General features: G+C 35.2%; 27 protein-coding genes and 1 riboswitch. Of the genes, 15 read left to right on the top strand and 12 right to left on the bottom strand.

Features of this window, described 5'->3' with window-relative positions; translation table 11 throughout:
• Positions 1-230 precede the first annotated feature (230 nt).
• A complete protein-coding gene (gene ribT / locus CER22_RS01560) occupies positions 231-599 on the top strand; it encodes a GNAT family N-acetyltransferase RibT (protein ID WP_000908397.1) in 369 nt (122 codons plus the stop codon).
• Positions 600-619: 20 nt separating this feature from the next.
• Here ribT and CER22_RS01555 read toward each other — a convergent pair whose 3' ends face one another.
• A complete protein-coding gene (locus CER22_RS01555) occupies positions 620-1,138 on the bottom strand; it encodes a DUF309 domain-containing protein (protein ID WP_088064344.1) in 519 nt (172 codons plus the stop codon).
• Between the two features lie 97 nt (positions 1,139-1,235).
• The gene (locus CER22_RS01550) at positions 1,236-1,331 is read right to left on the bottom strand and encodes a YjcZ family sporulation protein (protein WP_000510194.1); all 96 of its coding nucleotides are present in this window, start codon (positions 1,329-1,331) and stop codon (positions 1,236-1,238) included.
• A gap of 169 nt (positions 1,332-1,500) precedes the next feature.
• Between CER22_RS01550 and scpA the strand changes: the two genes are divergently transcribed.
• The 6 genes from scpA to phnF all read left to right on the top strand — a co-directional run bounded on the left by scpA (position 1,501) and on the right by phnF (position 6,760).
• Positions 1,501-2,244: a segregation/condensation protein A gene (scpA, locus tag CER22_RS01545; protein ID WP_001199757.1), complete on the top strand. Its 744-nt coding sequence runs from the start codon at positions 1,501-1,503 to the stop codon at positions 2,242-2,244.
• 158 nt (positions 2,245-2,402) lie between these two features.
• Positions 2,403-2,975, top strand: a complete 573-nt coding sequence (scpB, locus tag CER22_RS01535; protein WP_088608109.1) for a segregation/condensation protein ScpB — start codon at positions 2,403-2,405, stop codon at positions 2,973-2,975.
• A 78-nt stretch (positions 2,976-3,053) separates the two neighbouring features.
• Positions 3,054-3,956, top strand: a complete 903-nt coding sequence (locus CER22_RS01530; protein WP_088608108.1) for a ComEC/Rec2 family competence protein — start codon at positions 3,054-3,056, stop codon at positions 3,954-3,956.
• A 207-nt stretch (positions 3,957-4,163) separates the two neighbouring features.
• Entirely contained in the window at positions 4,164-5,306 is a 1,143-nt protein-coding gene (gene nagA / locus CER22_RS01525) for an N-acetylglucosamine-6-phosphate deacetylase (RefSeq protein ID WP_002107769.1), read from the top strand.
• Positions 5,307-5,310: 4 nt separating this feature from the next.
• Complete coding sequence (gene nagB, locus CER22_RS01520) at positions 5,311-6,099, top strand: glucosamine-6-phosphate deaminase (protein ID WP_001024205.1); 789 nt, start codon at positions 5,311-5,313, stop codon at positions 6,097-6,099.
• Positions 6,029-6,760: a phosphonate metabolism transcriptional regulator PhnF gene (gene phnF, locus CER22_RS01515; protein ID WP_002194085.1), complete on the top strand. Its 732-nt coding sequence runs from the start codon at positions 6,029-6,031 to the stop codon at positions 6,758-6,760. Before nagB ends, phnF begins: the two co-directional genes overlap by 71 nt.
• Positions 6,761-6,830: 70 nt before the next feature.
• Here the strand turns inward: phnF and CER22_RS01510 are convergent, their stop codons facing one another.
• The gene (locus tag CER22_RS01510; protein WP_088608107.1) at positions 6,831-7,637 is read right to left on the bottom strand and encodes a Cof-type HAD-IIB family hydrolase; all 807 of its coding nucleotides are present in this window, start codon (positions 7,635-7,637) and stop codon (positions 6,831-6,833) included.
• Between the two features lie 165 nt (positions 7,638-7,802).
• Between CER22_RS01510 and glcT the strand changes: the two genes are divergently transcribed.
• From glcT to ptsP, 4 genes are all read left to right on the top strand, one after another.
• Positions 7,803-8,651 carry a glucose PTS transporter transcription antiterminator GlcT gene (glcT, locus tag CER22_RS01505; protein WP_001067321.1) on the top strand — a complete coding sequence of 283 codons (849 nt, stop codon included), beginning with the start codon at positions 7,803-7,805 and terminating at the stop codon, positions 8,649-8,651.
• 339 nt (positions 8,652-8,990) lie between these two features.
• On the top strand, positions 8,991-11,054 hold the full coding sequence (gene ptsG, locus CER22_RS01500) for a PTS glucose transporter subunit IIABC (protein WP_088608106.1): 2,064 nt from the start codon (positions 8,991-8,993) through the stop codon (positions 11,052-11,054).
• 136 nt (positions 11,055-11,190) lie between these two features.
• Positions 11,191-11,454: a phosphocarrier protein HPr gene (gene ptsH, locus CER22_RS01495; protein WP_000411080.1), complete on the top strand. Its 264-nt coding sequence runs from the start codon at positions 11,191-11,193 to the stop codon at positions 11,452-11,454.
• Positions 11,454-13,166, top strand: a complete 1,713-nt coding sequence (gene ptsP / locus CER22_RS01490) for a phosphoenolpyruvate--protein phosphotransferase (RefSeq protein ID WP_088608105.1) — start codon at positions 11,454-11,456, stop codon at positions 13,164-13,166. The genes ptsH and ptsP overlap by 1 nt, the downstream gene beginning before the upstream one ends.
• 97 nt (positions 13,167-13,263) lie before the next feature.
• Here ptsP and CER22_RS01485 read toward each other — a convergent pair whose 3' ends face one another.
• The 3 genes from CER22_RS01485 to CER22_RS01475 all read right to left on the bottom strand — a co-directional run bounded on the left by CER22_RS01485 (position 13,264) and on the right by CER22_RS01475 (position 15,010).
• A complete protein-coding gene (locus tag CER22_RS01485; protein ID WP_088064341.1) occupies positions 13,264-13,632 on the bottom strand; it encodes a DUF3915 domain-containing protein in 369 nt (122 codons plus the stop codon).
• Between the two features lie 196 nt (positions 13,633-13,828).
• The gene (locus tag CER22_RS01480; protein WP_088064340.1) at positions 13,829-14,047 is read right to left on the bottom strand and encodes a hypothetical protein; all 219 of its coding nucleotides are present in this window, start codon (positions 14,045-14,047) and stop codon (positions 13,829-13,831) included.
• Between the two features lie 345 nt (positions 14,048-14,392).
• Positions 14,393-15,010 (bottom strand): nitroreductase family protein, encoded by a 618-nt coding sequence (locus tag CER22_RS01475; protein WP_000180385.1) that lies wholly within the window; start codon positions 15,008-15,010, stop codon positions 14,393-14,395.
• A gap of 330 nt (positions 15,011-15,340) precedes the next feature.
• Here CER22_RS01475 and CER22_RS01470 point away from each other — a divergent pair, with 330 nt between their 5' ends.
• The 4 genes from CER22_RS01470 to CER22_RS01455 all read left to right on the top strand — a co-directional run bounded on the left by CER22_RS01470 (position 15,341) and on the right by CER22_RS01455 (position 19,080).
• Positions 15,341-16,633: a GGDEF domain-containing protein gene (locus tag CER22_RS01470; protein WP_142293417.1), complete on the top strand. Its 1,293-nt coding sequence runs from the start codon at positions 15,341-15,343 to the stop codon at positions 16,631-16,633.
• Between the two features lie 89 nt (positions 16,634-16,722).
• Positions 16,723-17,859, top strand: a complete 1,137-nt coding sequence (locus CER22_RS01465) for a serine hydrolase domain-containing protein (protein WP_142293416.1) — start codon at positions 16,723-16,725, stop codon at positions 17,857-17,859.
• 4 nt (positions 17,860-17,863) lie between these two features.
• Positions 17,864-18,742, top strand: coding sequence for an NAD(P)-dependent oxidoreductase (locus tag CER22_RS01460; RefSeq protein ID WP_088608103.1), 879 nt, complete (start codon positions 17,864-17,866; stop codon positions 18,740-18,742).
• A 5-nt stretch (positions 18,743-18,747) separates the two neighbouring features.
• On the top strand, positions 18,748-19,080 hold the full coding sequence (locus CER22_RS01455) for a DUF3909 family protein (protein WP_088608102.1): 333 nt from the start codon (positions 18,748-18,750) through the stop codon (positions 19,078-19,080).
• Positions 19,081-19,131: 51 nt separating this feature from the next.
• Here the strand turns inward: CER22_RS01455 and CER22_RS01450 are convergent, their stop codons facing one another.
• The 6 genes from CER22_RS01450 to CER22_RS01425 form a co-directional block, all read right to left on the bottom strand.
• Complete coding sequence (locus CER22_RS01450) at positions 19,132-19,407, bottom strand: hypothetical protein (protein ID WP_000054671.1); 276 nt, start codon at positions 19,405-19,407, stop codon at positions 19,132-19,134.
• A 310-nt stretch (positions 19,408-19,717) separates the two neighbouring features.
• A complete protein-coding gene (locus tag CER22_RS01445; protein ID WP_000057324.1) occupies positions 19,718-20,230 on the bottom strand; it encodes a 1,2-dihydroxy-3-keto-5-methylthiopentene dioxygenase in 513 nt (170 codons plus the stop codon).
• A complete protein-coding gene (locus CER22_RS01440; RefSeq protein ID WP_088608101.1) occupies positions 20,208-20,846 on the bottom strand; it encodes a methylthioribulose 1-phosphate dehydratase in 639 nt (212 codons plus the stop codon). Before CER22_RS01440 ends, CER22_RS01445 begins: the two co-directional genes overlap by 23 nt.
• A complete protein-coding gene (locus CER22_RS01435) occupies positions 20,843-21,502 on the bottom strand; it encodes a 2-hydroxy-3-keto-5-methylthiopentenyl-1-phosphate phosphatase (protein WP_088608100.1) in 660 nt (219 codons plus the stop codon). Before CER22_RS01435 ends, CER22_RS01440 begins: the two co-directional genes overlap by 4 nt.
• Complete coding sequence (mtnW, locus tag CER22_RS01430) at positions 21,499-22,743, bottom strand: 2,3-diketo-5-methylthiopentyl-1-phosphate enolase (RefSeq protein WP_088608099.1); 1,245 nt, start codon at positions 22,741-22,743, stop codon at positions 21,499-21,501. Before mtnW ends, CER22_RS01435 begins: the two co-directional genes overlap by 4 nt.
• A gap of 64 nt (positions 22,744-22,807) precedes the next feature.
• A riboswitch (SAM riboswitch) is annotated at positions 22,808-22,913 on the bottom strand.
• Between the two features lie 64 nt (positions 22,914-22,977).
• Positions 22,978-24,156: a pyridoxal phosphate-dependent aminotransferase gene (locus tag CER22_RS01425; RefSeq protein ID WP_046957453.1), complete on the bottom strand. Its 1,179-nt coding sequence runs from the start codon at positions 24,154-24,156 to the stop codon at positions 22,978-22,980.
• Between the last annotated feature and the right edge of the window lie 5 nt (positions 24,157-24,161).

Below are 24,161 nucleotides of genomic sequence, written 5' to 3'. Positions count from 1 at the left end.
GAGCGGTGGATGTTTCTTTTTACTTTCATATAACAGCGTTTCTTTGTTAATCTACTTAGAAAAAATAGTACTGAAACATATATTTGACTTTCTTCTTTTCGCTTTGTATGATTATCAAGTTGTTTTAGGCCCTTCTCACTCTGTTGAAAATATTGTAAAATGAATGTGATATGAAAAGAGTGGTTGAGGGGATTAATAGTTTGTAACTTTTGTAAGAAGGGATAAGGGTTATGTTAATTCGTTTTAAAAAAAGTTATGAAAAGATTGCAATGGGGCTTCTTTCATTTATGCCAACTGAAAAAGATGTGAAAACATTACAATTGACTATGAAAGATTATGAAGCAAAGGATGATTGGCAATTGTATTTGTGGAAACAAAACGAAGATTTTGTTGGGATAATGGGGATTGTAAAAAAAGAGAATCAAGTGTTGGAAATTCAGCATTTGAGTGTGAACCCGTCTCATCGTCATATGGGTATTGGAACGAAGATGGTTCAAGAGTTAAAGAGTAAATTTCTTGAGTTTACAATTTGCGGAAATGAGCAAACAGCAAGTTTTTGCAAAAAGTGTAAAGGGCTAGAACAAAATATACATTCGTAAAAGCAGAGATAAGTGGTTTATTATCTCTGCTTTCTTTTTTGTAATTGTTCGTTTCGTTCAGCGATAACCTCTGTTCGATCACGTAATGTGTGCTTATGTATTATATATTCATTAGAAGTAGCATTCACGTCTTTCCAAGGAAGGTTTTGTTTCTGGCATAATTCCATGCAGTGCTTTTCTAATGCTGTATCCGATAACGGTAAAAATAACGGTGTAAAACTCTCTTCTTTCTGTATAGATTGCAATCTATCCTGGAGTAAGCATAGAAGTTGTGTCTGATTTATTCCTAAACGTAGTAAAGGTGCACTGTTTTTTTCTAAAATCGTTATGGCGCTTTTCATCATCTTTTCTGAGCCATTCCAGTTAGAGCGTCTTTGATGGTATAAAGAAACTGCAATTTGAATAAGACCGACTAAATAATTATCACGATTTCCTCTCGGTTTTGTTTTCCAATATTCTTCCAGTGTTTCGTGGCATTCAAAATAATCATAATCTCCGTGAAAATGAATTAAAAATTGTATGTATTCGGTAGGATACATTTTCTTCACCCCTGTTTAACGGTTATAAATACAAGTGTATCATAGAAATATAAACAATAAACGACTAGGGAATTGTCCCTAGTCGTTATTGTTCATATTAGCAGAAGCAAGCTGCCCCTACAATAATTAGTAAAATAAACAATACAACAAGTAATGCGAACCCACCGCTAAAACCGCAATCAACGTGACCCATAGTTTTTTGACCTCCTACATTGTTCTTACTACACTGTTATCATATGAAGCGGTGGGCATGATGATATAGGCATAGGTCTATTTTTAATTAAATTTCTTAAAAAGGTTGGATAGAACATGAGTATGCTCTATACTTATGTTGTTATAGAAAAAATGTGGTGGGATGCTTTGTGCAGTATAATTTTAAAGTAGAGGCTTTTGAAGGGCCTTTAGATTTATTGTTACATTTAATACATCGTTATGAAATTGACATATATAATATTCCTGTAGCGGAAATTACAGAGCAATATTTATCTTATGTTCATACGATGAAAGAACTACAATTAGATGTTGCGAGTGAGTATTTAGTAATGGCTGCGACTTTATTACAAATTAAAAGTAAAATGTTGTTGCCGAAACATGAAGAAGATGTACTTGATAACGGTGATGACTTTATAGATGATCCTCGTCAAGAATTGATGGAGAGGTTAATTGAATATAAGAAATATAAGCAAGTTGCTACTGAGCTAAAAGAAAGAGAACAAGAAAGAGCACAGCTATATACACGTCCGCCAATTGATTTTACATCGTTACAACAAGAAGAGGAGACAAACTTGCCTCTTGATGTTACGTTATATGATATGCTAGCGGCATTTCAAAAATTAATGCGCCGTAAAAAAGCAAAGAAACCTGTAACAACACGTATTACTCGTCAAGAAATACCAATTGAAAAGCGCATGATTGATATTTTAAAACAGTTAGAAATACAAGGTGGTCGTCAAAGTTTTTATGATTTGTTTGTTGATGATGAACGGGAAATAATGGTTGTAACATTTTTAGCGGTTCTTGAGCTTATGAAAAATCAACAAATCATAATTGAACAAGAACATAATTTTGATGAAATTTTCGTATCAAGCTCTACTAAATCTGCATAGATTTAGTATGGAAAATGGGATGGGAATAATATATCTCATGCTAGGTTTGAATGTATCGTTTGGAACAAGAGAAAAAATATTGAACCGAACGCATTGATTGTGATTCGGTTTTTTGATGTGTATTTTTATGGAGAAAATTGGAGGAAGGAGCTCGTAAAATGGATAGAAAAGAACAGAAATCAATCATTGAAGGGCTTTTATTTGTTTCTGGTGATGAAGGGATTTATCCAGAACAAATAGCGAAAGTGCTTGAGATTGAAGGAAATGAAGTAATCGATATTTTAGAAGAAATGCAAAAAGAATGTGAAGGTGCACACCGCGGTTTGCAAATTGTACAGTATGCAAAAGTGTATCGTTTTGCTACAAAGAAAGAACATGCTTCGTACTATCAAAAATTAATAGATATCCCAACAGCTGCTTCACTTTCTCAGGCTGCTTTAGAAACGTTAGCGATTGTGGCATATCGTCAACCTCTTACAAGGACTGAAATGGAAGAGATTAGAGGGGTGAAAACCGATAAGGCGTTACAAACGTTAGTTTCACACTTACTTATAAAAGAAATGGGAAGAGCAGAAGGGCCAGGGCGTCCTATTTTATATGGAACAACGAAAGAATTTTTGGATACATTTGGATTGAAAACATTAGAAGATTTACCGGCACTTTCTGAAGAGAATGAACAAATGAATGAAGCAGATTTATTCTTTGGTTCTTTACAGGAGATATCGAAATAAAAGCTTAGCATTTTGCTAAGCTTTTTTTGTATATCAATTATATACCGTGCCATACTAATTGAAAAAAGGAGACGAGTTATGAGAAGTATGCGAGGTATTTTATTGTTAGTTTCTGTTTTGTTATGCCTTTCTTTAAATAGTGCATCGGCTAAAAGATATATGATGTCTATTCATACCGCGTCTCCTTTACATATGCAGCGGCAACATTTTGGTAAAATGAAAGTGAGTTTTTTAAAAGTTGGACAAGGTGATGCGACACTTATTACATTGCCAAATGGACAAACGATGTTAATTGACGGGGGACCTTATGAAGCCGGAGAGGTTATCATTCAAAAACTAATCGAAAAAGGGATTAACCATTTAGATGCTATCGTCAGTACGCATCCTGATATGGATCACATTGGAGGACTTATTCCGATTGTAGAGCAAATGCCGGTATCGCTTATATTAGATAGTGGAAAAACATATAGTTCTTTTACGTATCACACATACCGGAATCATATTAAAAAAAGAGGAATTCCTTTCGTTTCAGTAAAAGAGGGACAATACATACCGCTAGATCCGCATGTTTCCATACAAGTATTAAACAATGGGAAATCAAAAGATGAAAATAATGAATCTTCAATTGTGTTGAAGGTACGATACGGAAAAGCGGATTTTTTACTAATGGGTGATGCTGATGTGCGGACGGAAACTGAAATATTAAAGCAATTTGATGTACATGCAGATGTGTTAAAGGTGGGACATCATGGCTCCTATACTTCAACAAGTGAAATGTTTATAAAAAAAGTAGAACCACAGTTTGCGATTCTTTCATATGGAAGCAGAAATCCGTATGGACATCCGCATCAAAGTGTAGTGAGACGCTTAAAACAGCATGGTATAATGATATATGGAACAAATAAACGTACAGTAGAAATGGAAACAGACGGCGAGCATATTACAATAGGCTCTAGTGGATTAATGCCATTACTTAAGTGAGTAATATGATAGGGGATATTCTCCCTTTTTGGAAAACTGAATAACATATATTATAATTGCAAGAGACGTACTAAGTTTCCTTTTTGTTAAACAAAGAGGAAATTTCATTCGAATGTCTAGACAACTACTCGTGCATATATTAAGATGGAATTAGGCGAATAAGGTAATAATAACAAGTAGGTATTTCATGGGAAAGGATCGATGAAAATGAAAACGCAAGTTGTCATCAATGCCAAAATTTATACAGGTCAAGAAGTAGTGGAAAACGGATTTATTCGTTACGCAGAAACAATTAAAGAAATTGGTTTGATGGCTCAATATGTATCACAAGAAAATGAAGCGGTTTTAGATGCAGCAGGGAAGATTGTGATTCCAGGTATGATTGATGTTCATATTCATGGTGGATACGATATTGATGCGATGGATGCAAATAGCGATGGATTAGTAACTCTAGGTAAAGAAATGTTAAAAGAAGGAGTTACAACTTACTTTCCAACAACAATGACACAAGCTCCAGAAGCAATCGAAGCGGCACTACATGCTGCGAAGGAAGCGAAAGAAAAAGGAGCACATTTCGAATATATTCACTTAGAAGGACCGTATGTTTCAAAAAAACGTGCAGGTGCACAACCACTTGAACATATTGTTCCTGCGAATATTGAACAATTTAAACAATGGCAGGAAGCAAGCGGGAATCTAATTAAATTAGTAACATATGCACCTGAAGAAGAAGGTGCGTTAGAGTTTGAGCAGTATCTTGCTGAAACTGGTGTTGTTGGCACAATGGGGCATACAGATGCAATTGATGCGCAACTAAAAAATAGAAACATTACACATGCAACGCATTTATACAATCAAATGCGTGGATTACATCACCGAGAACCAGGAGTTGTTGGTCATGTGTTATTAAATCCAGATGTAATGGTTGAAGTAATTACAGATGGTATTCATATTCACCCTGATATGGTGAAATTAGCATATAAATTAAAAGGACCGAAAAAAGTAAGTGTTATTACTGACGCAATGCGTGCAAAAGGTCTTGAAGATGGATTATATGAGCTTGGCGGACAGCCAGTACATGTAAAAGATGGTAGTGCTCGATTAGAAGATGGAACGTTAGCTGGTAGTATTCTAAAAATGGATCAAGCTTTCCGAAATGTAATTGAATTTACAGGTTGTTCAATCGAAGATGCAGTACTGATGACATCAGTTAACCAAGCAGAAGAGTTTGGATTAAATCATAAAGGTGCATTAGCGGTAGGAAAAGATGCAGACTTTGTTGTGATGAATGAAGATTTACATGTATATGATACGGTTCGTTTAGGAATTCATATGAAGGAAGGGAAGTAATTAAATGAATATTCTTGTTGTAAAAACTCCAGAAGAACTAGCAGAAGCAGGATATAAATTAATTGAAGAAGTTGTAAAAACAAAAGAAAATCCAACATTAGGAATGGCTACAGGAAGCTCTCCATTAGGTATTTATGCAGAAATGCGAAAAAATAAACTTGATACAAGCCGTGTAACCACTGTAAACTTAGATGAGTACGTAAATTTACCACATGAAGATAAAAACAGCTATCACTATTTCATGCAAGAACAGTTGTTTGATCATCTTCCATTTAAACAAACTTATGTACCAAACGGGATGGCAAGTGATTTAGAGGAAGAGTGCAAACGTTACGAGGGCATTCTAGCTGCTAACCCAGTTGACCTACAGATTCTTGGAATCGGTGAAAACGGTCACATCGGATTTAACGAACCAGGAACACTGTTTAATTCTCCAACAAACATTGTTGAATTAACAGAATCTACACGCCAAGCAAACCTTCGCTTCTTCGAAAAAGAAGAAGATGTGCCAACGCATGCGATTACAATGGGAATTGGAAGCATTATGAAAGCGAAACAAATTCTACTTGTTGCTATGGGTTCTAAAAAGGCAGAAGCTGTGAAAGAATTATTGCAAGGTGAATATAGCGAAGCGTGTCCTGCTACAGTTTTACAACGTCATCCGAATGTAACCGTAATCGCTGATCAAGAAGCTCTATCTTTATGCAGTGAGGCGATTGCTGATGAACATCGACAAGTATTCACCATTTCCGATCTATTATCAGATTCAAGAGTGGGTGAAACAGCTAATTGAGGACGGCGAATGGAAGCCGGGAGATAAAATCCCATCTGAGAATGAACTTTGCGATAAGTTCGAAGTGAGTCGTATGACAATCAGACAGGCGATTAATAATTTAGTGGAACAAGGTTATTTATATCGGAAACGTGGAATCGGTACGTTTGTCCAACTTCCGAAAGTGGAACAAAAATTGCAAGGAATGACGGGATTCACAGAAGATATGATTTCTCGTGGGATGAACCCAAGTAGTCAATTACTTAGTTTCCGCCTAGTTCCAGCTACTGCGAAAATAGCAGACCGGTTGAGAATACAGGAGGGAGAGTCGGTTTATGAAGTGAGGCGTATACGTTTAGCTGATGATGAACCGATTGCTTTTGAGACGACATATTTGTCGCCAGCTCTTGTAAAAGATATTAACGAAGAAATATTGCAACAATCTTTATATGAACATTTAGAGAAAAAACTGGGCTTTAAACTTGTTAGCGCTACTCAATCAATTGAAGCTTCAATTGCAACGGATAATGAAGCTGAACATCTGCATATTCCTAAAAAGGCGCCAGTGCTTGTAATGCGTCAATGGTCATATTCAGAAGGTGAAGTACCGTTAGAGTATGTGAAATGTATTTATCGTGGGGATCGTTATAAGTTTATTACAAACATCGCACGTAACAAATAATATATTTCAGTTCGTGAAGTACAGTTAATGTCAAATTGTTTAACATGTAAAGAAAAAATACGACTCATCCTTACAAGGAGTGAGTCGTATTTTTATTATGAGTAATTACGTGGTTAACAGCATCTTTAACTGTATTTACTACATAGTGAGCGTGTTCTTTTACTGCTTCATCTGCTTGAGACATAGCAAAACTGTGAGGAGTTAAAGAAAACATCGGGATATCATTATAAGAATCCCCTATGCAAGCAACTTCCTCTGGTTGTAGTTGAAACTCTTTTAATAAAACAGAAATAGCAGCCCCTTTACTAATATTAGGTGGCATTACATCTAAACATTGTTCTGCTGAAATGAATGTACTAACTTTTCCGTGGAATTTTTCATCAATTTTTTTCTGAAGGAGTTGTAAGCTTTCCTTTGTTCCACCGACAGAGATTTTATTTGGGAAAATTGTATCATCAATTTTCTGTAATAGATGCGGTTCTTCAACAGAAGTCATCGTTACTTGTTGTTCAAGCTCTTGAATGAACGGTGTTTTCTCTTCAATGTAATAATTATGCTCATCACTTACATAACGAAAATAAGGATCTTCATTTGTCATTGCTAACAGATCAGGTAGAATACTCGAATCGAATGTTGCGGATAATAGTTGCTTGTTTTCATGTGTGTACACGAAAACACCATTTACACTAATACGATGGAAATTTGTATTTACAGTTTTCATTAAGTCTGCAATTTCATTATCCAATCGGCCAGAAGCGAAACAAAGAATAACATTTTGCTCAGCAAGACTACGAAGTGCTTCAATATCTTGTTCGTCAATTAACCCTCCGTGTTGCATCATTGTACCATCGATATCACTTACAAACATTTTAATCATGTTGTTATCTCCTTTCTATGTACAGTTGCTCTTACATTATACGCATCATATATAAACATGTCTAAAAAATGAATTTTTATAAAATGGTAGATGTTTTACATTGACGACAAAGAAGAATGTTCTGTAACATAAAAGCAGGCTATTTAAGTACGAGGGTGGTGTTATATGAATAATTATCTAGAAATTAAAAAAGTTTTAAATAATAATGTCATCATTGCTAGCCATCCTGAACATGAGGAAGTAGTAGTGATTGGTAAAGGAATTGGATTTGGGAAAAAAGCGAAAGATGTATTGGAGCAAGAACAAATTGAAAAAATGTTTGTTTTAAAAAATGAACGTGATCGTGAACAATACAAACTGTTAGTGCCGCATGTGAGTGAAAAACTAATTGAATTAATGAATGATATTATGTTCTACATTCAAGAAAAAGCAAAATCACCATTGAATGAACATATTCATATCGCTTTAACAGATCATATTTCTTTTGCGATTAAGCGGTTAAAACAAGGACTTACAATTGATAATCCTTTTTTAGTTGAAACGAAAATGCTCTATCCAGAGGAATATGAAATTGCTGAAGGTGTTGTAGACCTTTTAAATTCTCGTTTACAAATTACATTGCCAGAAGGAGAAATTGGTTTTATTGCACTCCATATTTACAGTTCGCTTACAAATTCAGATTTATCTTCAGTTAATCAAAACTCTCGTCTCATTGCACAGCTCGTATCTTTAATTGAGACAAACTTACAAATTACATTAGACCAAGAAAGTATCCACTATTTACGCCTTATCCGTCATTTACAATACGCAATTGAACGGGTAAAAAAAGGGGAAAAAGTAGAGGAATCACAAAGTTTTGCTGATTTATTAAAGGCAGAATATCCTGTCTGTTATAATTTAGCTTGGAAGCTAGTTAAGGTCATGCAAAAAGAATTGCAACTTCCTGTGTATGAAGCAGAGAGCATATATTTAACGATGCACCTGCAGCGCTTAGTGAAAGCAGAGCATGTGTAAAAAGACATATATTTTTGTCTAAAATGAAAACGTTAAAAAAAATCATTGAATCGCTTACAATAGTTATGTATAATAACTATTGCAAAGTTATACAAATTTCGACAAACACATTAAGGTAAGTAACGAAAACGTTTGCCTTAATTATAGTGAACTTATACGTAAACCTATTTTTGACACGTGTTACTGATTCGATCAGGCATGAGTGGAGAAAAGCAAGGAATGTAAGCTTGAGAAAGGGATATACTACCCTTTGTATAGCTATCGTTCTATCTTTTTTTCCTCATGTCTTTTTGGCGTTTGTCGGAAGGTATCAATATAGATAAGAGAGGAAGGGTTTCCATGTTTAAGAAGATCTTTGGTGTTCTTCAAAAAGTCGGAAAAGCGTTAATGCTTCCAGTAGCGATTTTACCGGCAGCAGGTATTTTACTTGGATTTGGTAATGCATTTCAAAATCCACAGTTAACAAATGTTATTCCTGCTTTAAAAGCAGATTGGTTCGTAATGGTAGCAAAAATTATGGAACAATCTGGTGATATTATTTTCGCTAACCTTGCATTATTATTCGCAGTTGGGGTAGCAATTGGTTTAGCTGGTGGAGACGGAGTAGCTGGATTAGCAGCGTTCGTCGGCTACTTAATTATGAACAAAACGATGAGTGTGTTCTTAGAAGTAGATAAGCTAGTAAAAGTAACAAGTTCTGGAGCAGACCCAGTAAAAATTGGATTTACAGATCCAGCATATGCAAACGTATTAGGAATTCCAACGCTACAAACGGGAGTGTTTGGTGGTATTATCGTCGGTATAGTAGCGGCATATTGCTACAATAAATACTTCAACATTGAATTACCATCATACTTAGGTTTCTTCGCAGGTAAGCGTTTCGTACCGATCGCAACTGCAACATTCTCTTTAGTAGTAGGTATAATCATGTGTTTCATTTGGCCATATATTCAAGGTGGCTTAAATACGTTCTCACATCAAATGATTGATGCAAATAGAACATTAGCAGCATTCATATTCGGTTTAATTGAACGTTCATTAATTCCATTTGGATTACATCATATTTTCTATTCACCGTTCTGGTTCGAATTCGGTCAGTATACAAATGCAGCTGGCGAATTAATCCGTGGTGACCAAAAAATCTTTATGGCACAGTTAAAAGACGGTGTAGAATTAACAGCAGGTACATTTACAACTGGTAAGTATCCGTTCATGATGTTCGGTCTTCCAGCAGCAGCATTAGCAATGTACCATGAAGCACGTCCAGAAAATAAAAAATTAGCAGCTGGTATTTTAGGTTCTGCTGCATTAACATCTTTCTTAACAGGTATTACAGAACCACTTGAATTTTCATTCTTATTCGTAGCACCAGTACTATTCGGAATTCACGCAGTATTCGCTGGTCTATCATTTATGACAATGCAAATTTTAGGTGTTAAAATTGGTATGACATTCTCTGGTGGTTTAATCGACTTTATGTTATTCGGTGTACTGCCAGGCCGTACAGCATGGTGGTGGGTAATTATTGTTGGTCTTGTACTAGCAGTTATTTACTACTTCGGATTCCGCTTTGCAATCCGTAAATGGGATTTAAAAACACCTGGTCGTGAAGTAGCAAATGCAAATGACGGCGCAGGTAAAACAGAAGCAGGAGAACTTCCACGTGAAGTATTAGTAGCACTTGGTGGTAAAGAAAACATTGCTTCTTTAGACGCTTGTATTACTCGTTTACGTGTTCAAGTTAACGAACAAAAGAATGTAAACAAAGATCGCTTAAAAGAGCTTGGAGCAGCTGGTGTACTTGAAGTTGGAAATAACATTCAAGCTATTTTTGGACCGAAATCTGACACATTAAAATCACAAATTCATGATATTATGTCAGGTCGTACACCTCATGTTGAAAAAGAAGAGCCTGTAAAGGTAGAAGAAACTCCTAAACAAGTTGATGAAAACGAAACAATCGTATCACCAATTGAAGGGGAAATCTTACCGATTACAGAAGTACCTGATCAAGTATTCTCAGGAAAAATGATGGGAGACGGATTTGCAATCGAGCCAACAGAAGGAACAGTAGTTTCTCCAGTTAACGGTGAGATCGTCAACGTATTCCCTACAAAGCATGCGATTGGTATTCAATCTGAAGGCGGAAAAGAAATTTTAATCCACTTCGGTATTGATACTGTAAAATTAAATGGTGAGGGTTTTGAAGCACTTGTAGCACAAGGCGACAAAGTGAAACAAGGACAACCATTATTAAAAGTAGATCTTGCATTTGTAAAAGAAAATGCACCATCTATCATTACACCAATTGTCTTTACGAATTTACAACAAGGACAACAAGTCGAATTGAAAAAAGATGGAAATGTTAAGAAGGGCGAAAACGCTATTATTGACATTCAGTAGGAATTTGACGCAAAATGTTTATAATTATAATAGGCGATGTGGTTGACCGAACATCGCCTATTATATACAATAGATGATGTAGTACTCACGTCTATACAACTAAAAAAATACTGTAATTTAAAGGAGATAAATTATCATGGAAAAAATCTTTAAAGTAACTAGCGACTCAGGAATTCATGCTCGTCCAGCAACTCTACTTGTAAACACTGCAAGCAAATTTGGTTCTGACATTAACTTAGAGTATAACGGAAAAAACGTTAACTTAAAATCAATCATGGGCGTTATGTCTTTAGGCATTCAACAAAACGCAGAAATTAAAATCACTGCAAATGGTGATGATGCAGCTCAAGCACTAGCAGCTATCGAAGAAACTATGAAAAACGAAGGATTAGGAGAATAATGACTCTTAACATTCAAGGGATCGCTGCATCAAGTGGGATTGCTATTGCAAAGGCTTTCAGACTTGAGAATCCTGAATTTAACATCGAAAAGAAATCAATTACAAACGAAGCTGCTGAAATTGCACGCTTAGACGCTGCGCTTGAGAAAGCAAAAACTGAATTAGAAGCAATTAAGGACCATGCTTTTGCTGAGCTGGGTGCCGATAAAGCTGCGATCTTTGAAGCACATTTATTAGTGTTAAATGATCCAGAACTAGTAAACCCAGTAAAAGATAAAGTAAATAGTGAAAAAGTAAATGCTGAAATTGCAATGGATGAAGTTGCATCAATGTTTATTTCTATGTTTGAAAATATGGATAACGAATATATGAAAGAACGTGCTGCGGACATTCGTGACGTAACAAAACGCGTTCTTGCACATTTACTAGGAATTAACTTCTCAAACCCTGGTACAATTTCTGAAGAAGTAATCATCATTGCTGAAGATTTAACACCATCTGATACAGCTCAGTTAAACCGTAAGTATGCAAAAGGTTTTACAACTGATATCGGTGGACGTACATCTCACTCTGCAATTATGGCTCGTTCTATGGAAATTCCTGCAGTTGTTGGTACGAAAGTTGTTATGGAGAAAATCCAAAACGGCGATATCGTAATCATCGACGGTTTAGATGGAGAAGTAATTGTAAATCCATCAGAAGAAACTCTTCGTTCTTTTGAAGAAAAGAAAGCGAAATTTGAAGAGCAAAAAACTGAATGGGCAAAATTAAAAGACCAAGCTACTGTAACAAGTGATGGACATCACGTTGAGCTTGTTGCAAATATCGGAACACCAAATGATGTACAAGGTATTATCGATAATGGCGGAGAAGGCGTTGGTTTATACCGTACAGAATTCTTATACATGGGCCGTGACAATCTTCCAACAGAAGAAGAGCAGTTCGAAGCGTATAAAGCAGTTCTTGAAGGTGTAAAAGAAGGTCAACCTGTTGTTGTTCGTACACTTGACATCGGTGGAGATAAAGAGCTTCCATACTTACATTTACCAAAAGAAATGAACCCATTCTTAGGATACCGTGCAATTCGCTTATGTCTTGATGAGCAAGATGTGTTCCGCACACAACTTCGTGCATTACTTCGTGCTAGCGTATACGGTAACTTAAAAATTATGTTCCCAATGATTGCAACTCTTGATGAGTTCCGTCAAGCGAAAGCAATCTTATTAGAAGAGAAAGCGAAACTTGTAGAAGCGGGTACAACTGTTTCTGATTCTATTGAAGTCGGTATGATGGTTGAAATCCCAGCTTCAGCAGTATTAGCAGATCAATTCGCAAAAGAAGTTGATTTCTTCTCTATCGGAACAAATGACTTAATCCAATACACAATGGCTGCAGACCGTATGAACGAACAAGTAGCTTACTTATACCAACCATATAACCCATCTATTTTACGTCTTGTAAAAATGGTTATCGATGCGGCTCATAAAGAAGGCAAATGGGCTGGTATGTGTGGTGAGATGGCGGGAGATTCACTTGCTATCCCATTATTATTAGGATTAGGTTTAGATGAGTTCAGTATGAGTGCAACATCTATTCTTCCTGCAAGAACACAACTAAGCAAGTTGTCAAAAGCAGAAATGGAAACATTAGCAGAAAAAGCATTAATGATGTCAACTGCAGAAGAAGTTGTTGAACTAGTTAAAAGCATATAATCAATAAAAAAACCTGAGTCGATTTGAAATCGGTCTCAGGTTTTTTCTATGAGAAAAGTAAATCTTATTTTCTTACTATAGAGGATAAGGAACGGAATTAGATAGCGATAGCAACGATATCAGTTGGGCATACACGTAAAATACCAGTAAAAGTATTTCGATTTTGATTGTTCTTATCGTCTTTATTATTATCTTTATCGTCTTTGTTATTACGAGCTAAAGCAGAGAAAAGAGCAACGCCGTTAGCGAAACCTTCAAAAATTACATTGTTGAATGTTCCGTTACCTCTAATGCTTAAAAGAGAAAGTTCTGTTCCAACTGAAATGTTAGCAAGCACGTTACATACAGCAGGTCGTTGTGGTCTAACTTCCTCTCTCTCTTTCTCGCGATGGTCACGATGGTCGCACTCTCTTTCACGATGATGACAGTCTCTAAAGTTATCACAGCATCCAAATGATCCAAACATAATCCTCATCACCCCCTTCACACTTATAATCTATGTAAGTTCGGTAGTGAGTGACTGGACAGAGAGTGGAATTTTTTCTGGGGGATTTTCTCATTTTAAAAGACTAGCTGGGTGTTTAGTACGGAATGATGTTTAAAATAGGGGAAATATCACAAAAAAGTGTAAAGACCACCGAAATGAATGAAATAGGTAGGCTTTACACTTTTTTACTTTTATATAAAACGATGATATATACAGGGAGAGCTAAGAGTAGTGGTGCAATGGATCTTGCAGTATGTTTTTCTGCGTCTAATTTGAACGCTTCTTCTTTTGGGAATTGTAACACTGATATGTTTGTAGCATCGCCAATAAAATATAACAGCAGTACAGTTACTATGTAACTTAAAAGTGCGATAAAGCTTCCGTATGAACTCAATGAAAATCCCTCTCTTGTTATCTATTTGTTATCATTGTATCATAATTGTAACAAAAACACACGGTTATATTTCGATACTTTAACAAAATTCGACACGAAACGCCATTTATGTGTATGGGAATAGCATGAAGTTTACTGTTTTTTTATGTATAGATGTCGAATAATACATTGTAATATTACGGATGTGTGACAGGATAAAAAAGAAACGAAGGTAATGAAATTACCTTCGTTTCTTTTTTATTCTGTATTAAAGAGCAGTAAGCCCCCCACCTCAAAATTCAGCGAAAGCAAAGAAGTTAGGCGGAGGATTAACTGTCCATAAAAACCGATTATAGTTTCACTTTATTATTTTGCCCATTCACTCACTTGTTCTACGCTCATTCGTGGTGCAGGATGACCTTTTAAAGTTGATTCACCAATTGTAATAAGCATAATTGGTACGTAACGAGATGAAACATTGAATTCTTCTGTAAGTGCTTGTGGGTTGAAACCACCAATAGCACAAGTATCCCAGCCAGTTGCTTTAGCCGCAAGCATAAGTTGCATTGCTGCTAAAGATGCATTTGAAAAGGCTGCATCTCTTGGAAATTGCTCACGAGCATATGCAGACTCAATATTTTTAGCTAAGCGTTCTTTTGCTTCTTCTTTCATAAATCCTTGTTCTACAATTGGACCATAAACTGGTTCAACGTTTTTATAAGCTTCTAAATCACCTAAAATAGCGACTACAGCAGAAGCATCAAGTATTTGTTGCTGGTTATAAGCAATTGGATGCAATCGTTTCTGTACATCTTCACCTTGGAATACAAGGAATTTCCAGTGCTGCAAGTTCCAAGCAGAAGGTGCTTGAGCAGCTCCCTTTAAAATCTCGTGTAACTCTGTAGATGAAATTTCTTTCTCTGGGTTGAATGCACGTGTAGATGTGCGTTCGTATAGAACATTAAAAAAGTTGTCGTTTGTCATTATATATCCTCCAAGTAACATATCAAATTATAAAAAAATACATGTAATATATTCTACTTACATTTTGTAAGTTGTCGAATTTAAGAATATAATATCTTTATTTTAATTGTCAAGTTTTAAAGAGGAAGCTAGGGCATTCATACAAACGATACAATTCCTATAATCATACACTAGAAAAGGAATTTATAGAGAAAAAGCGAAAAGAGCATTCTCAATTAGCTTGTTAATATGTATCCCTCACTCATTAAAGTATTTAGAGAACAGTCTTTTTATAAAATGTTTGTGAGGAATGCAGTAGAACAAGATATATGAAGTGAGTGAAGACTAGTGATGAACATACTACATTTTTTATTAGAGAATACGGTTTTCCAAAATGTATTACAAGATCTTCAGTTAAATGTCCTTTATATAGAAAATGGATGTACACATCAACAAACGATAGAAAATATTCATCCAAAATGTATGTTTATAGCAAATAGTTTTGAAGAAGGAGAATTATTGTTTCAGAGAACAAAACCACATATTGTAATTATGTATGTAACAGATTTTTCTCAAATAAAATATATAAAGAATATGTATAATCCACAGAGTACATTTATTGTCATTTGGGATCAACAGATAACAAGCGAGTTTGCAGAGGTGCTTACGTTAGGAATACGTAATATTGTGATAGCTCCTGTGACTCCACAAATGGTGTTAGAGGAAGTGAATAAGAGTTTGTATCAGCTTTCTTTAGTGCGGCAAGTAAGTTTGCAACAAGAATTACTTCAAACGATGTTTGATTTTCAAAATGATCTATTATTTATAGTAGAAGACGATGAGATTGTTGATTGTAATACAAATTTTTTAGAGTTTTTTGGATATGAAAATTTATTTGCCTATCGTGAGCAACATTTAGTATTTGCTGAACATTTTATTAGAGAAAACGGATACTATTCAACAACTCACGATATAACATGGTTAGATGATACATTATCATATGATAGAAGAATTAAGATGTCCAATTATGAAGGGGAAGTGTCAACTTTTTTATTGCGCGCGGCACCACTGCCAGAAGATTTATCAAGATTTATTGTGAAGTGTACAGAGATTACAGAATTAGATGAAATCTATCAAGAACAAGAAAGGCTTGCTATGATAGATTCGTTAACAGAGATTTATAATCGTTTGAAGTTCCAACAAATACTAGAGGCAGAATGGGATAATGCAATGCGTAACGATGAAAAAATAGCACTTATTTTATTTGACATAGATAATTTTAAAACAGTAAATGACACGTATGGCCATGATTTTGGTGACTTAGCATTAATTCAGCTTGCAGAGCTTATGAAATCTAAAGTGGAGCACCAACATGTATTTGCAAGGTGGGGAGGAGAAGAATTTATTATATTAGTAACTAACACAGTAGAAAAAGAAGCATTTCAGGTTGCGGAATCATTACGATTTTTCATTGAAACAAAGCAGTTCTCCGGAATTTCGAAATTAACAGCGAGTTTTGGAGTCGCGTTATATGAACAAGGGATTACAAGAGAAGAATTAATGCAACGAGCGGATATTGCATTATATGAAGCGAAAAAAAATGGAAAAAATCAAGTGTGTGTATATAGAAAAGAAAAAAAGTGATTTTTCGCAACAAATTGTTGCGATTTTTTTTTATTGTTTGATAATAGAATGTAGGGGGATTTTGAACGAAGGAATTATGGAGGAACAACATGATAAAAAAAATAATGACGATGACTTCGCTGTCTGCTGTAGTTTGTGGTGGAGTATACTATTTTTTCTATAACCCCAATATAAAGGGAAGCACTGTATTGACAACTAAGGTGAATCCTACTATTGAATCAGAAGTACAGGAGAATATAGAAGAAAAAAAAGAACAACAAATTGATTATGCTAGTATATCTCAAAAGTTAGATCAATATTTAATAGGAAAGCAATTTAATGGGACAGTTTTAGTAACAGATAAAGAGCATGTTATATTGAATAAAGGATATGGATATGCTGATGTTCAATATAAGATAGAGAATACGCCTCAAACAAAATATCGTGTCGGTTCTATTACGAAAACCGTTGTGGCAACATCTATTTTACAGCTGCAGGAACAAGGGAAGTTAAATATTCAAGATAATGTAAATAAATATATTCCCTCTTTTCCAGTAGATAAAAATATTACTTTATATCATTTGTTAACACATACATCAGGTTTACCGGAAAGTGGAAAAGGGAAAGTGAATGCCGCTTCTCGTATAAATTTAGTAAATTGGATTGGAAGTCAAAAATTAGAATTTCCACCAGGCTCAGGTTGGAGATATACAGATTATAATTATATGGTGCTTGCCTATATTATAGAAAGTATATCAAAAAAACCTTTAGGAGATTACATAAAAGAAAATATATTTACTAAAGCAGAAATGCATGAATCTGGTATGGGAAATATGGTTCAGGGAGATCAGCATTTTACTAAAGGATATGTAAAGAAAGAGAATGTACTTGAACCTGCACAAAAATTGTTAATGGAGTGGTTATACGGGTGCGGTGAGATGTATACGACAGTTGGTGATATGAAGAAGTTAGACGAAGCGATTATAAATGGGAAACTTCTTTCTGAACAAAGTAGACAAGCGATGTTTTCACCTTCAACAGAACGAAAATATGCATATAGTTTTTACATATATCCGGATTATTTTCATAATCATGGTGTACTATCTGGTTGGAACACTTTCAATAATTTTAATAAAGAAAAAGGCACTTTTGTTATATTATTTTCAAATGTGAAAAATAGTATAGATGATGATTTTAATAATGAGTTTCGAAAGATGGTAAGTGATTTATTAGAACAAAGGGGATGAGAAAATGGAACGTAAAAATGTATCAATAGGTTTCATCGGTATTGGTGTAATGGGAAAAAGTATGGTGCGTCATTTAATGCAAGACGGCTATAAAGTATATGTATATAATAGAACGAAAACGAAGACAGACTCTTTAGTGCAAGATGGTGCGAATTGGTGTGATACACCGAAAGAGTTAGTGAAGCAAGTTGATGTTGTAATGACTATGGTTGGATATCCACATGATGTAGAAGAAGTGTATTTTGGGATAGATGGAATTTTGGAGAATGCAAATGAAGGTACGATAGCAATTGATTTCACGACATCTACACCAACATTGGCAAAACGTATTAACGAAACCGGTAAAAGTAAGAATGTATATACGTTAGATGCGCCTGTATCTGGAGGAGACGTTGGTGCGAAAGAAGCAAGGCTCGCAATTATGGTCGGTGGCGAAAAAGAAATATATGAAAAATGTTTACCGTTATTTGAAAAACTAGGGACAAATATTCAGTTGCAAGGACTAGCTGGAAGTGGACAACATACAAAAATGTGCAATCAAATTGCGATTGCTTCTAACATGATTGGAGTATGTGAAGCTGTTGCTTATGCGAAAAAAGCTGGACTAGACCCAGATAAAGTATTAGAGAGTATTTCAACGGGAGCAGCAGGTAGCTGGTCATTGAGTAACTTAGCTCCTCGAATGTTAAAGGGAGATTTTGAACCAGGGTTTTATGTAAAGCATTTTATGAAAGATATGAAGATAGCTTTAGATGAGGCTGAAAAATTGCAATTGCCAGTACCAGGTTTAAGTTTGGCGAAGGAATTGTATGAAGAGTTAATGAAAGATGGGGAAGAGAATAGCGGAACACAAGTTTTATACAAAAAATACATAAGGGGGTAAATGAAATGGATCTTCAAAAATTTGATGAGATGATTGATACTGTTCAGCGAGCAACTTGTATACAAATTAGTGCAAAACAAAAAGAAGCTTTTAAACAAAAATATGATTTTGAGCCGGAATTCGAATATGGAAGAGATGAGAAGGGGCATTATGTTATTCGAGCTTCAAAAAAGATGTTAGAAGAAATGGATTTTTATTTGGCATTGAAATATGATCGAGATGGGGTTGATCTTTATATGCAAGCAGAGATTGACGGTATATGTCACGTATCTGTTAGCTATAGTGAAGATGTCCTACATTTACAAGAATTGTTTCAATTTCTAGAAGAAAATAAATAAAAGTCCTCATTTGAGGACTTTTATTTATTTAGGTATATTTAATTTTTATAATTATAAGCTAGAAGCTCGGCGGCATCGTTCAATTGGGAATGGAATAACTTGCGCGATGTGATTAGGACCAAATTGTTTTGCACGAGCATGGCGTACTATATAAAATGCACACAGAATTGAAACAGGAATAGCGCCGAATAAACCGAAAAATAAAGCGCTTACACAAGATGCGACAAAACCTAAAACACCAACTTCTAACTCTTCCATAATAGCTCCTAGAATAACAGGAAGTGCTCCACACGTAACCCCTAGTATAAGTGCGATAAGTAAACTCATGATTATCCCCCTCTGTTTGCGATATTCTTTTCCTTTTTATTTAATAGTAGTATACCATACGTAAAACAGAATTTTCAGAAAAAATACAAAAAAAGTTCAATAAATGTTCAAAAAGTGTTCAGAAATACACTTAAAAAATAGAAGGGGGAGGTTGTTTTTTTTGAACGAAAGGAATCGTATGGTTAGGTACATAAAAAATCAGGCTTATTTCATTTTTTGAAATAAGCCTGTTCCATAGGAGGATGTATATATGTAGAGTGAATAAAAGCTTGGAAAAGGGGATCCAAGTCCTTTTATTCAACTAACTACCTTAATAAATTGGAACCCAGCCTTCAGTTGTAACAAAAATACGAATAGCTACAACTTGACGATCATCTTGCAAGGTAAAATAGTGTCTTGCATTTTCTGGAACAGATATGAGATCGCCTGGCTCAAGTTCAACGTCAAAGAATTTGCCATCTTTTCCTTCAATGGCAAAGATGCCATGTCCACTAACAATAAAGCGAACTTCATCATCGGTATGATGGTGTTCTTTTTGGAAATTAATTAATAATTCGTCAAGGTTAGGTGTGCTATTTGAAAGTGAAATTACATCATGTGCTTTATAACCTCGGCGCGCTGAAACATCAGCGATTTCTTTTGAAAACACAGCTAATATTTCAGCCTTGTTTTCATCTGTTAACGAATAATTTTCATTTAAATAAGTAGGAAGTTTAGAGATGTTCCATTTCTCATATAAAACGCCTTCCTCTTGTAGAAATTTAGATACTTCTACTTCATTTTCTATGCGAGTATTTACTTCATGAATACGAATTTGCGCCATTAGAAACGCCTCCTTGAATTGATAATAGTTTTATATGAAATTGGAATAAAAACTCATAAGCTTCTAATCTTTTCTTTGCATCAAAGCTATCTCGGCCCCATACGGTAATACCGTGGTTACGAATTAATACTGCTCCCGAATTTCCTTGTATGTGCTTTCGTAAGTTTTCTCCAAGCGTTGGGATATGGGCATGGTTTTCGATAATAGGAATGTGAATTGTTGCACCTTCTTCCCAAATATCGAGAGCTTTAATAATTTCTTGATTTTGAAGGGTGACTGTATCACTATATAAATTTGTGATGACATTATTATCAGTTGTATGAACATGAAGTACGCACCCAGCATTCGTATTGTTATAAATATGTGTATGCAATATTGTTTCTGCTGAAGGGCGTAATTCAGTCTCTAATACGGGAACCCCTAGATGATCTACTAATAGAAAATCATCTGGAGTAGTTTTTGTTTTATCTTTACCACTTGCTGTAATAAGAAAAGTAAGTGGCTCATGACTAACCTTTATAGAAATATTACCACTCGTTGCTGGAAACCAATTTCGTGTTGTTAATTCTTTTTTTATCTCGCTTAAGTCATACCATTGACGAAAAAGTTGTTTCATGATTTCACCTCCAACAAATGTTTTAATTGGGTTTGAACATCGTGAAATGTTTCAAACGGTGTATAAGCAATATAATTCTCTTCACACTTTGTAATAAGGAAGTCGCGAGCGAATACTTTATCTGCTTGTTTCGCAGCTTGTAAATCAGTAATTGAATCTCCAATCACAATATGGAAGTCATTCGTATCACTTAATTTACGGATTAAAGATGATTTGCATAATCCGCAATGATTTTGACAATGATGATCACAAGGATGAGGCCACTTAACTGTAATGAATTCACTTGAAAAGTCTGTTTCATTACAGTAAATTTGCTCTTTTGGAATGATTCCTTGTAAGAGTGGATAGACGAAGAAATCCATTCCACCTGATATAACGTAAAAAGAAATGTTATTTTCATTTACAAATTGTATAAATTCATGAAAACCACTACGGATTTCAGCAGTTTTTATTAAAAATTGAATCATATCATCGTGTAGACTAGTAGGTATTAATTGAAATAATTGAGAAACACCTTCTTGAATAGACAGCTCTTGTGATAAAATTTTATTCTTTACTTCTTCGGCTTCTGGTGGTGCGAATTTTTCCATAATGGACATAATGTTATCATTATTTGTAATCGTGCCATCGAAATCACAAAATACTTGAATACTCATAATTTCACCCCATGAGAGGGATTTCCCCATATTTGTAGTGCACTATGCAAATTTATGTCATCTACTTCATGGAGTGGTGTATTTTGCAAAGTAGCATTAATTGCAGTACGGAAAGCTTTACCGCCCCCTTGCGCCCCACTCGGATGTCCATGTATCCCGCCGCCAGCATTAATAACAACATCTTTACCGAAATCTCGTAGAATAAAGGGAACGAAACCAGGGTGAATACCAGCAGACGGAACAGAAAAACTCTTCTTGAAAAATGCATCGTCTTCAGTTAAATGTTTTGAGATGGCAAGAGCCTCCTCTTTTTCTAGTGCAACACTTCCGTATGGAGATGGGAATAATGAAAAGTCAGCCCCAGCATAACGTAGTAGCTTTCCTAGTAATAATGGAGAGGAAACTCCATATAACTTGGATGATGAATAAGCACCACTTACAGCAGGGTGTGCCATAATAGGAACTGGGATTTCATCATCTTCTGCAAGTGATTGTAGTACATCTAGTCCGTAAGCAAATACATTAAATAATAGAATATCTGCCCCAGCTTGCACTGCGCGTTTCGCATTTTCTTTTAAATCAAAAGTTCGTCCTGTTAAATTTACGGCATATAACGTTTTATGTCCGTATGTTTCATATACGGATTGTAAAACTTCTTTTCCAGATACAATGCGTTTCGTAAGTGGTGTTAATGTATTCTCAAATAATATTTCATCATCTTTTACTATATCTACACTACCAATTGCTTGATCGCGTAATTGCGTTTTTAAATACCCAATATTTCGTCCAATCATTCCTTTAAAAATACTCATTAAAAGGGGACGCTCATGCACTTGTAAAAGATTTCGAATACCATCTATCCCGAATTTTGGACCAGGGAAATATTGTTTTAACTCGTCTGAAAATGTTAAGTCGATTAATTTCACTTCACCATCAAGTGATAGCTTTCCGAATGTAGTTGTTAAAATTGCTGGTAAGTCCGGACTGAAGTTTAATAACGGATATTCGATTTTAATAATCCCGCGTTTAACTTTTTTACGTAAATACGAATTGGTATGTTCTTGTTCAGCTAGTTCCTCAACATGAATGACGTTGCCTTTATGCTGTTTTAATTGTTCTTGCAATAAGTGTGGCAAATGAGTCCAAGAGCCAATTGTTAAACCGAGTGCAATTTGCTCGGCTTTTTTTTCTAAGTTATGTGAATCATCATGGATTAAATACGTTGCTATAATTCCGCTCATTGTTAAAACCTCCTAGTTAAATAAAAAAACCTCTCAGCTAAGGAGAGGTTTTTTTACAACCAGCTCCTTATCTGTCAGCATAATGCTGCGAGAATTAGCACCGTGTCTACAATTGTAGATCGGTTGCCGGGTTTCGTCGGGCTCGTCCCTCCACCTGCTCTTGATAAGAAGTATTTAGAAATGTTTAAATTTTTAAGATAACTGAATTTTGTCAGATATTTTTCATGTTGTCAATTACTTTTTGAAAAAATTTAATTTATCAATTCGATTAATGGCTTCTCTTAACCTATCTTCTGTATGCAAGAGACCAACACGGACATACCCTTCGCCATGTTCACCAAATCCAACACCAGGAGCAACTGCAACGTGTGCTTTTTCTAGTAAAATATTAGAAAATTGCTCAGATGTATATCCTTTCGGAACAGGAAGCCATGCAAAGAATGAGCCTGTTGGAATGTCTACATTCCAACCAATTGAGTGACAAGCTGAAACAAGAGCGTTTCTTCGAGATTCGTAACTATTTACAAGGTCTATTACGCAAGACTGTGAACTTAATAGTGCTTCGCGGGCAGCATCTTGAACTGCACCAAAAATACTAACATACATATGATCTTGTAATAAGTTAATTGTCTCAATCACACTTTCATTCCCCACAGCAAAAGCGATGCGCCATCCAGCCATATTGAAAGTTTTCGATAGAGTGTAAATTTCAATACCTGTATTTTTAGCACCGTCTGCTTGCAAGAAACTAACAGGTTTTTGACCATCGAATCCAATAGCACCGTAAGCAAAATCATGAACGACTAATATATTATGTTCATTAGCAAAATGAATGGTTTCATCAAAGAAACCTTTTGATGCAGTAGCACCGGTAGGATTATTTGGATAGTTTAAAAACATTAACTTTGCACGCTTAGCGGTAGTGGCATCAATTTTTGTATAATCTGGTAAAAAATTATTTTCTGCAATAAGCGGCATTGTTTCAAATTGTGCTTTTGCTAAAGCAACTCCTGATAAATAATCTGGATAGCCTGGATCTGGAACGAGAATAGTATCACCAGGGTTTGTAAAACAAAGTGGTAATTCTACTAATCCAGCTTTTCCACCAAACAAAATAGCAACTTCTGTTTTTGGATTTACTACTACATCATATTCGCGTTGATAGAATGTTGCCACGGCTTCTTTTAAACTTTCGTGTCCGCGAAATGGTGGGTATTTATGATGAATGGTCTTTTCAGCAGCATCTTGTAAAGCTTTTACGATATGCTGTGGTGTTGGTTGATCTGGATTACCTTGACCTAGATTAATAACATCGTGACCATCTGCAACGACTTTGTTAACTTTTGCAACAAGTGAAGCAAAAAATTGTGTAGGCAATGATGTTACTATCTCAGAAGGTTGAAATAATTTCATACTTT

The organism is Bacillus sp. K2I17 (genome assembly GCF_002209985.1).
Classification (GTDB): Bacteria; Bacillota; Bacilli; order Bacillales; family Bacillaceae_G; genus Bacillus_A; species Bacillus_A wiedmannii.
This window is presented reverse-complemented; position numbering and strand designations above follow the sequence as displayed.

Excerpts from the sequence above, each read along its gene's own strand:
- ribT (WP_000908397.1), top strand. The coding sequence starts at position 231 with ATGTTAATTCGTTTTAAAAAAAGTTATGAAAAGATTGCAATGGGGCTT.
- CER22_RS01555 (WP_088064344.1), bottom strand. The coding sequence starts at position 1,138 with ATGTATCCTACCGAATACATACAATTTTTAATTCATTTTCACGGAGAT.
- CER22_RS01550 (WP_000510194.1), bottom strand. The coding sequence starts at position 1,331 with ATGGGTCACGTTGATTGCGGTTTTAGCGGTGGGTTCGCATTACTTGTT.
- scpB (WP_088608109.1), top strand. The coding sequence starts at position 2,403 with ATGGATAGAAAAGAACAGAAATCAATCATTGAAGGGCTTTTATTTGTT.
- CER22_RS01530 (WP_088608108.1), top strand. The coding sequence starts at position 3,054 with ATGAGAAGTATGCGAGGTATTTTATTGTTAGTTTCTGTTTTGTTATGC.
- nagA (WP_002107769.1), top strand. The coding sequence starts at position 4,164 with ATGAAAACGCAAGTTGTCATCAATGCCAAAATTTATACAGGTCAAGAA.
- nagB (WP_001024205.1), top strand. The coding sequence starts at position 5,311 with ATGAATATTCTTGTTGTAAAAACTCCAGAAGAACTAGCAGAAGCAGGA.
- phnF (WP_002194085.1), top strand. The coding sequence starts at position 6,029 with ATGAACATCGACAAGTATTCACCATTTCCGATCTATTATCAGATTCAA.
- CER22_RS01510 (WP_088608107.1), bottom strand. The coding sequence starts at position 7,637 with ATGATTAAAATGTTTGTAAGTGATATCGATGGTACAATGATGCAACAC.
- glcT (WP_001067321.1), top strand. The coding sequence starts at position 7,803 with ATGAATAATTATCTAGAAATTAAAAAAGTTTTAAATAATAATGTCATC.
- ptsG (WP_088608106.1), top strand. The coding sequence starts at position 8,991 with ATGTTTAAGAAGATCTTTGGTGTTCTTCAAAAAGTCGGAAAAGCGTTA.
- ptsH (WP_000411080.1), top strand. The coding sequence starts at position 11,191 with ATGGAAAAAATCTTTAAAGTAACTAGCGACTCAGGAATTCATGCTCGT.
- ptsP (WP_088608105.1), top strand. The coding sequence starts at position 11,454 with ATGACTCTTAACATTCAAGGGATCGCTGCATCAAGTGGGATTGCTATT.
- CER22_RS01485 (WP_088064341.1), bottom strand. The coding sequence starts at position 13,632 with ATGTTTGGATCATTTGGATGCTGTGATAACTTTAGAGACTGTCATCAT.
- CER22_RS01475 (WP_000180385.1), bottom strand. The coding sequence starts at position 15,010 with ATGACAAACGACAACTTTTTTAATGTTCTATACGAACGCACATCTACA.
- CER22_RS01470 (WP_142293417.1), top strand. The coding sequence starts at position 15,341 with ATGAACATACTACATTTTTTATTAGAGAATACGGTTTTCCAAAATGTA.
- CER22_RS01465 (WP_142293416.1), top strand. The coding sequence starts at position 16,723 with ATGATAAAAAAAATAATGACGATGACTTCGCTGTCTGCTGTAGTTTGT.
- CER22_RS01460 (WP_088608103.1), top strand. The coding sequence starts at position 17,864 with ATGGAACGTAAAAATGTATCAATAGGTTTCATCGGTATTGGTGTAATG.
- CER22_RS01455 (WP_088608102.1), top strand. The coding sequence starts at position 18,748 with ATGGATCTTCAAAAATTTGATGAGATGATTGATACTGTTCAGCGAGCA.
- CER22_RS01450 (WP_000054671.1), bottom strand. The coding sequence starts at position 19,407 with ATGAGTTTACTTATCGCACTTATACTAGGGGTTACGTGTGGAGCACTT.
- CER22_RS01445 (WP_000057324.1), bottom strand. The coding sequence starts at position 20,230 with ATGGCGCAAATTCGTATTCATGAAGTAAATACTCGCATAGAAAATGAA.
- CER22_RS01440 (WP_088608101.1), bottom strand. The coding sequence starts at position 20,846 with ATGAAACAACTTTTTCGTCAATGGTATGACTTAAGCGAGATAAAAAAA.
- CER22_RS01435 (WP_088608100.1), bottom strand. The coding sequence starts at position 21,502 with ATGAGTATTCAAGTATTTTGTGATTTCGATGGCACGATTACAAATAAT.
- mtnW (WP_088608099.1), bottom strand. The coding sequence starts at position 22,743 with ATGAGCGGAATTATAGCAACGTATTTAATCCATGATGATTCACATAAC.
- CER22_RS01425 (WP_046957453.1), bottom strand. The coding sequence starts at position 24,156 with ATGAAATTATTTCAACCTTCTGAGATAGTAACATCATTGCCTACACAA.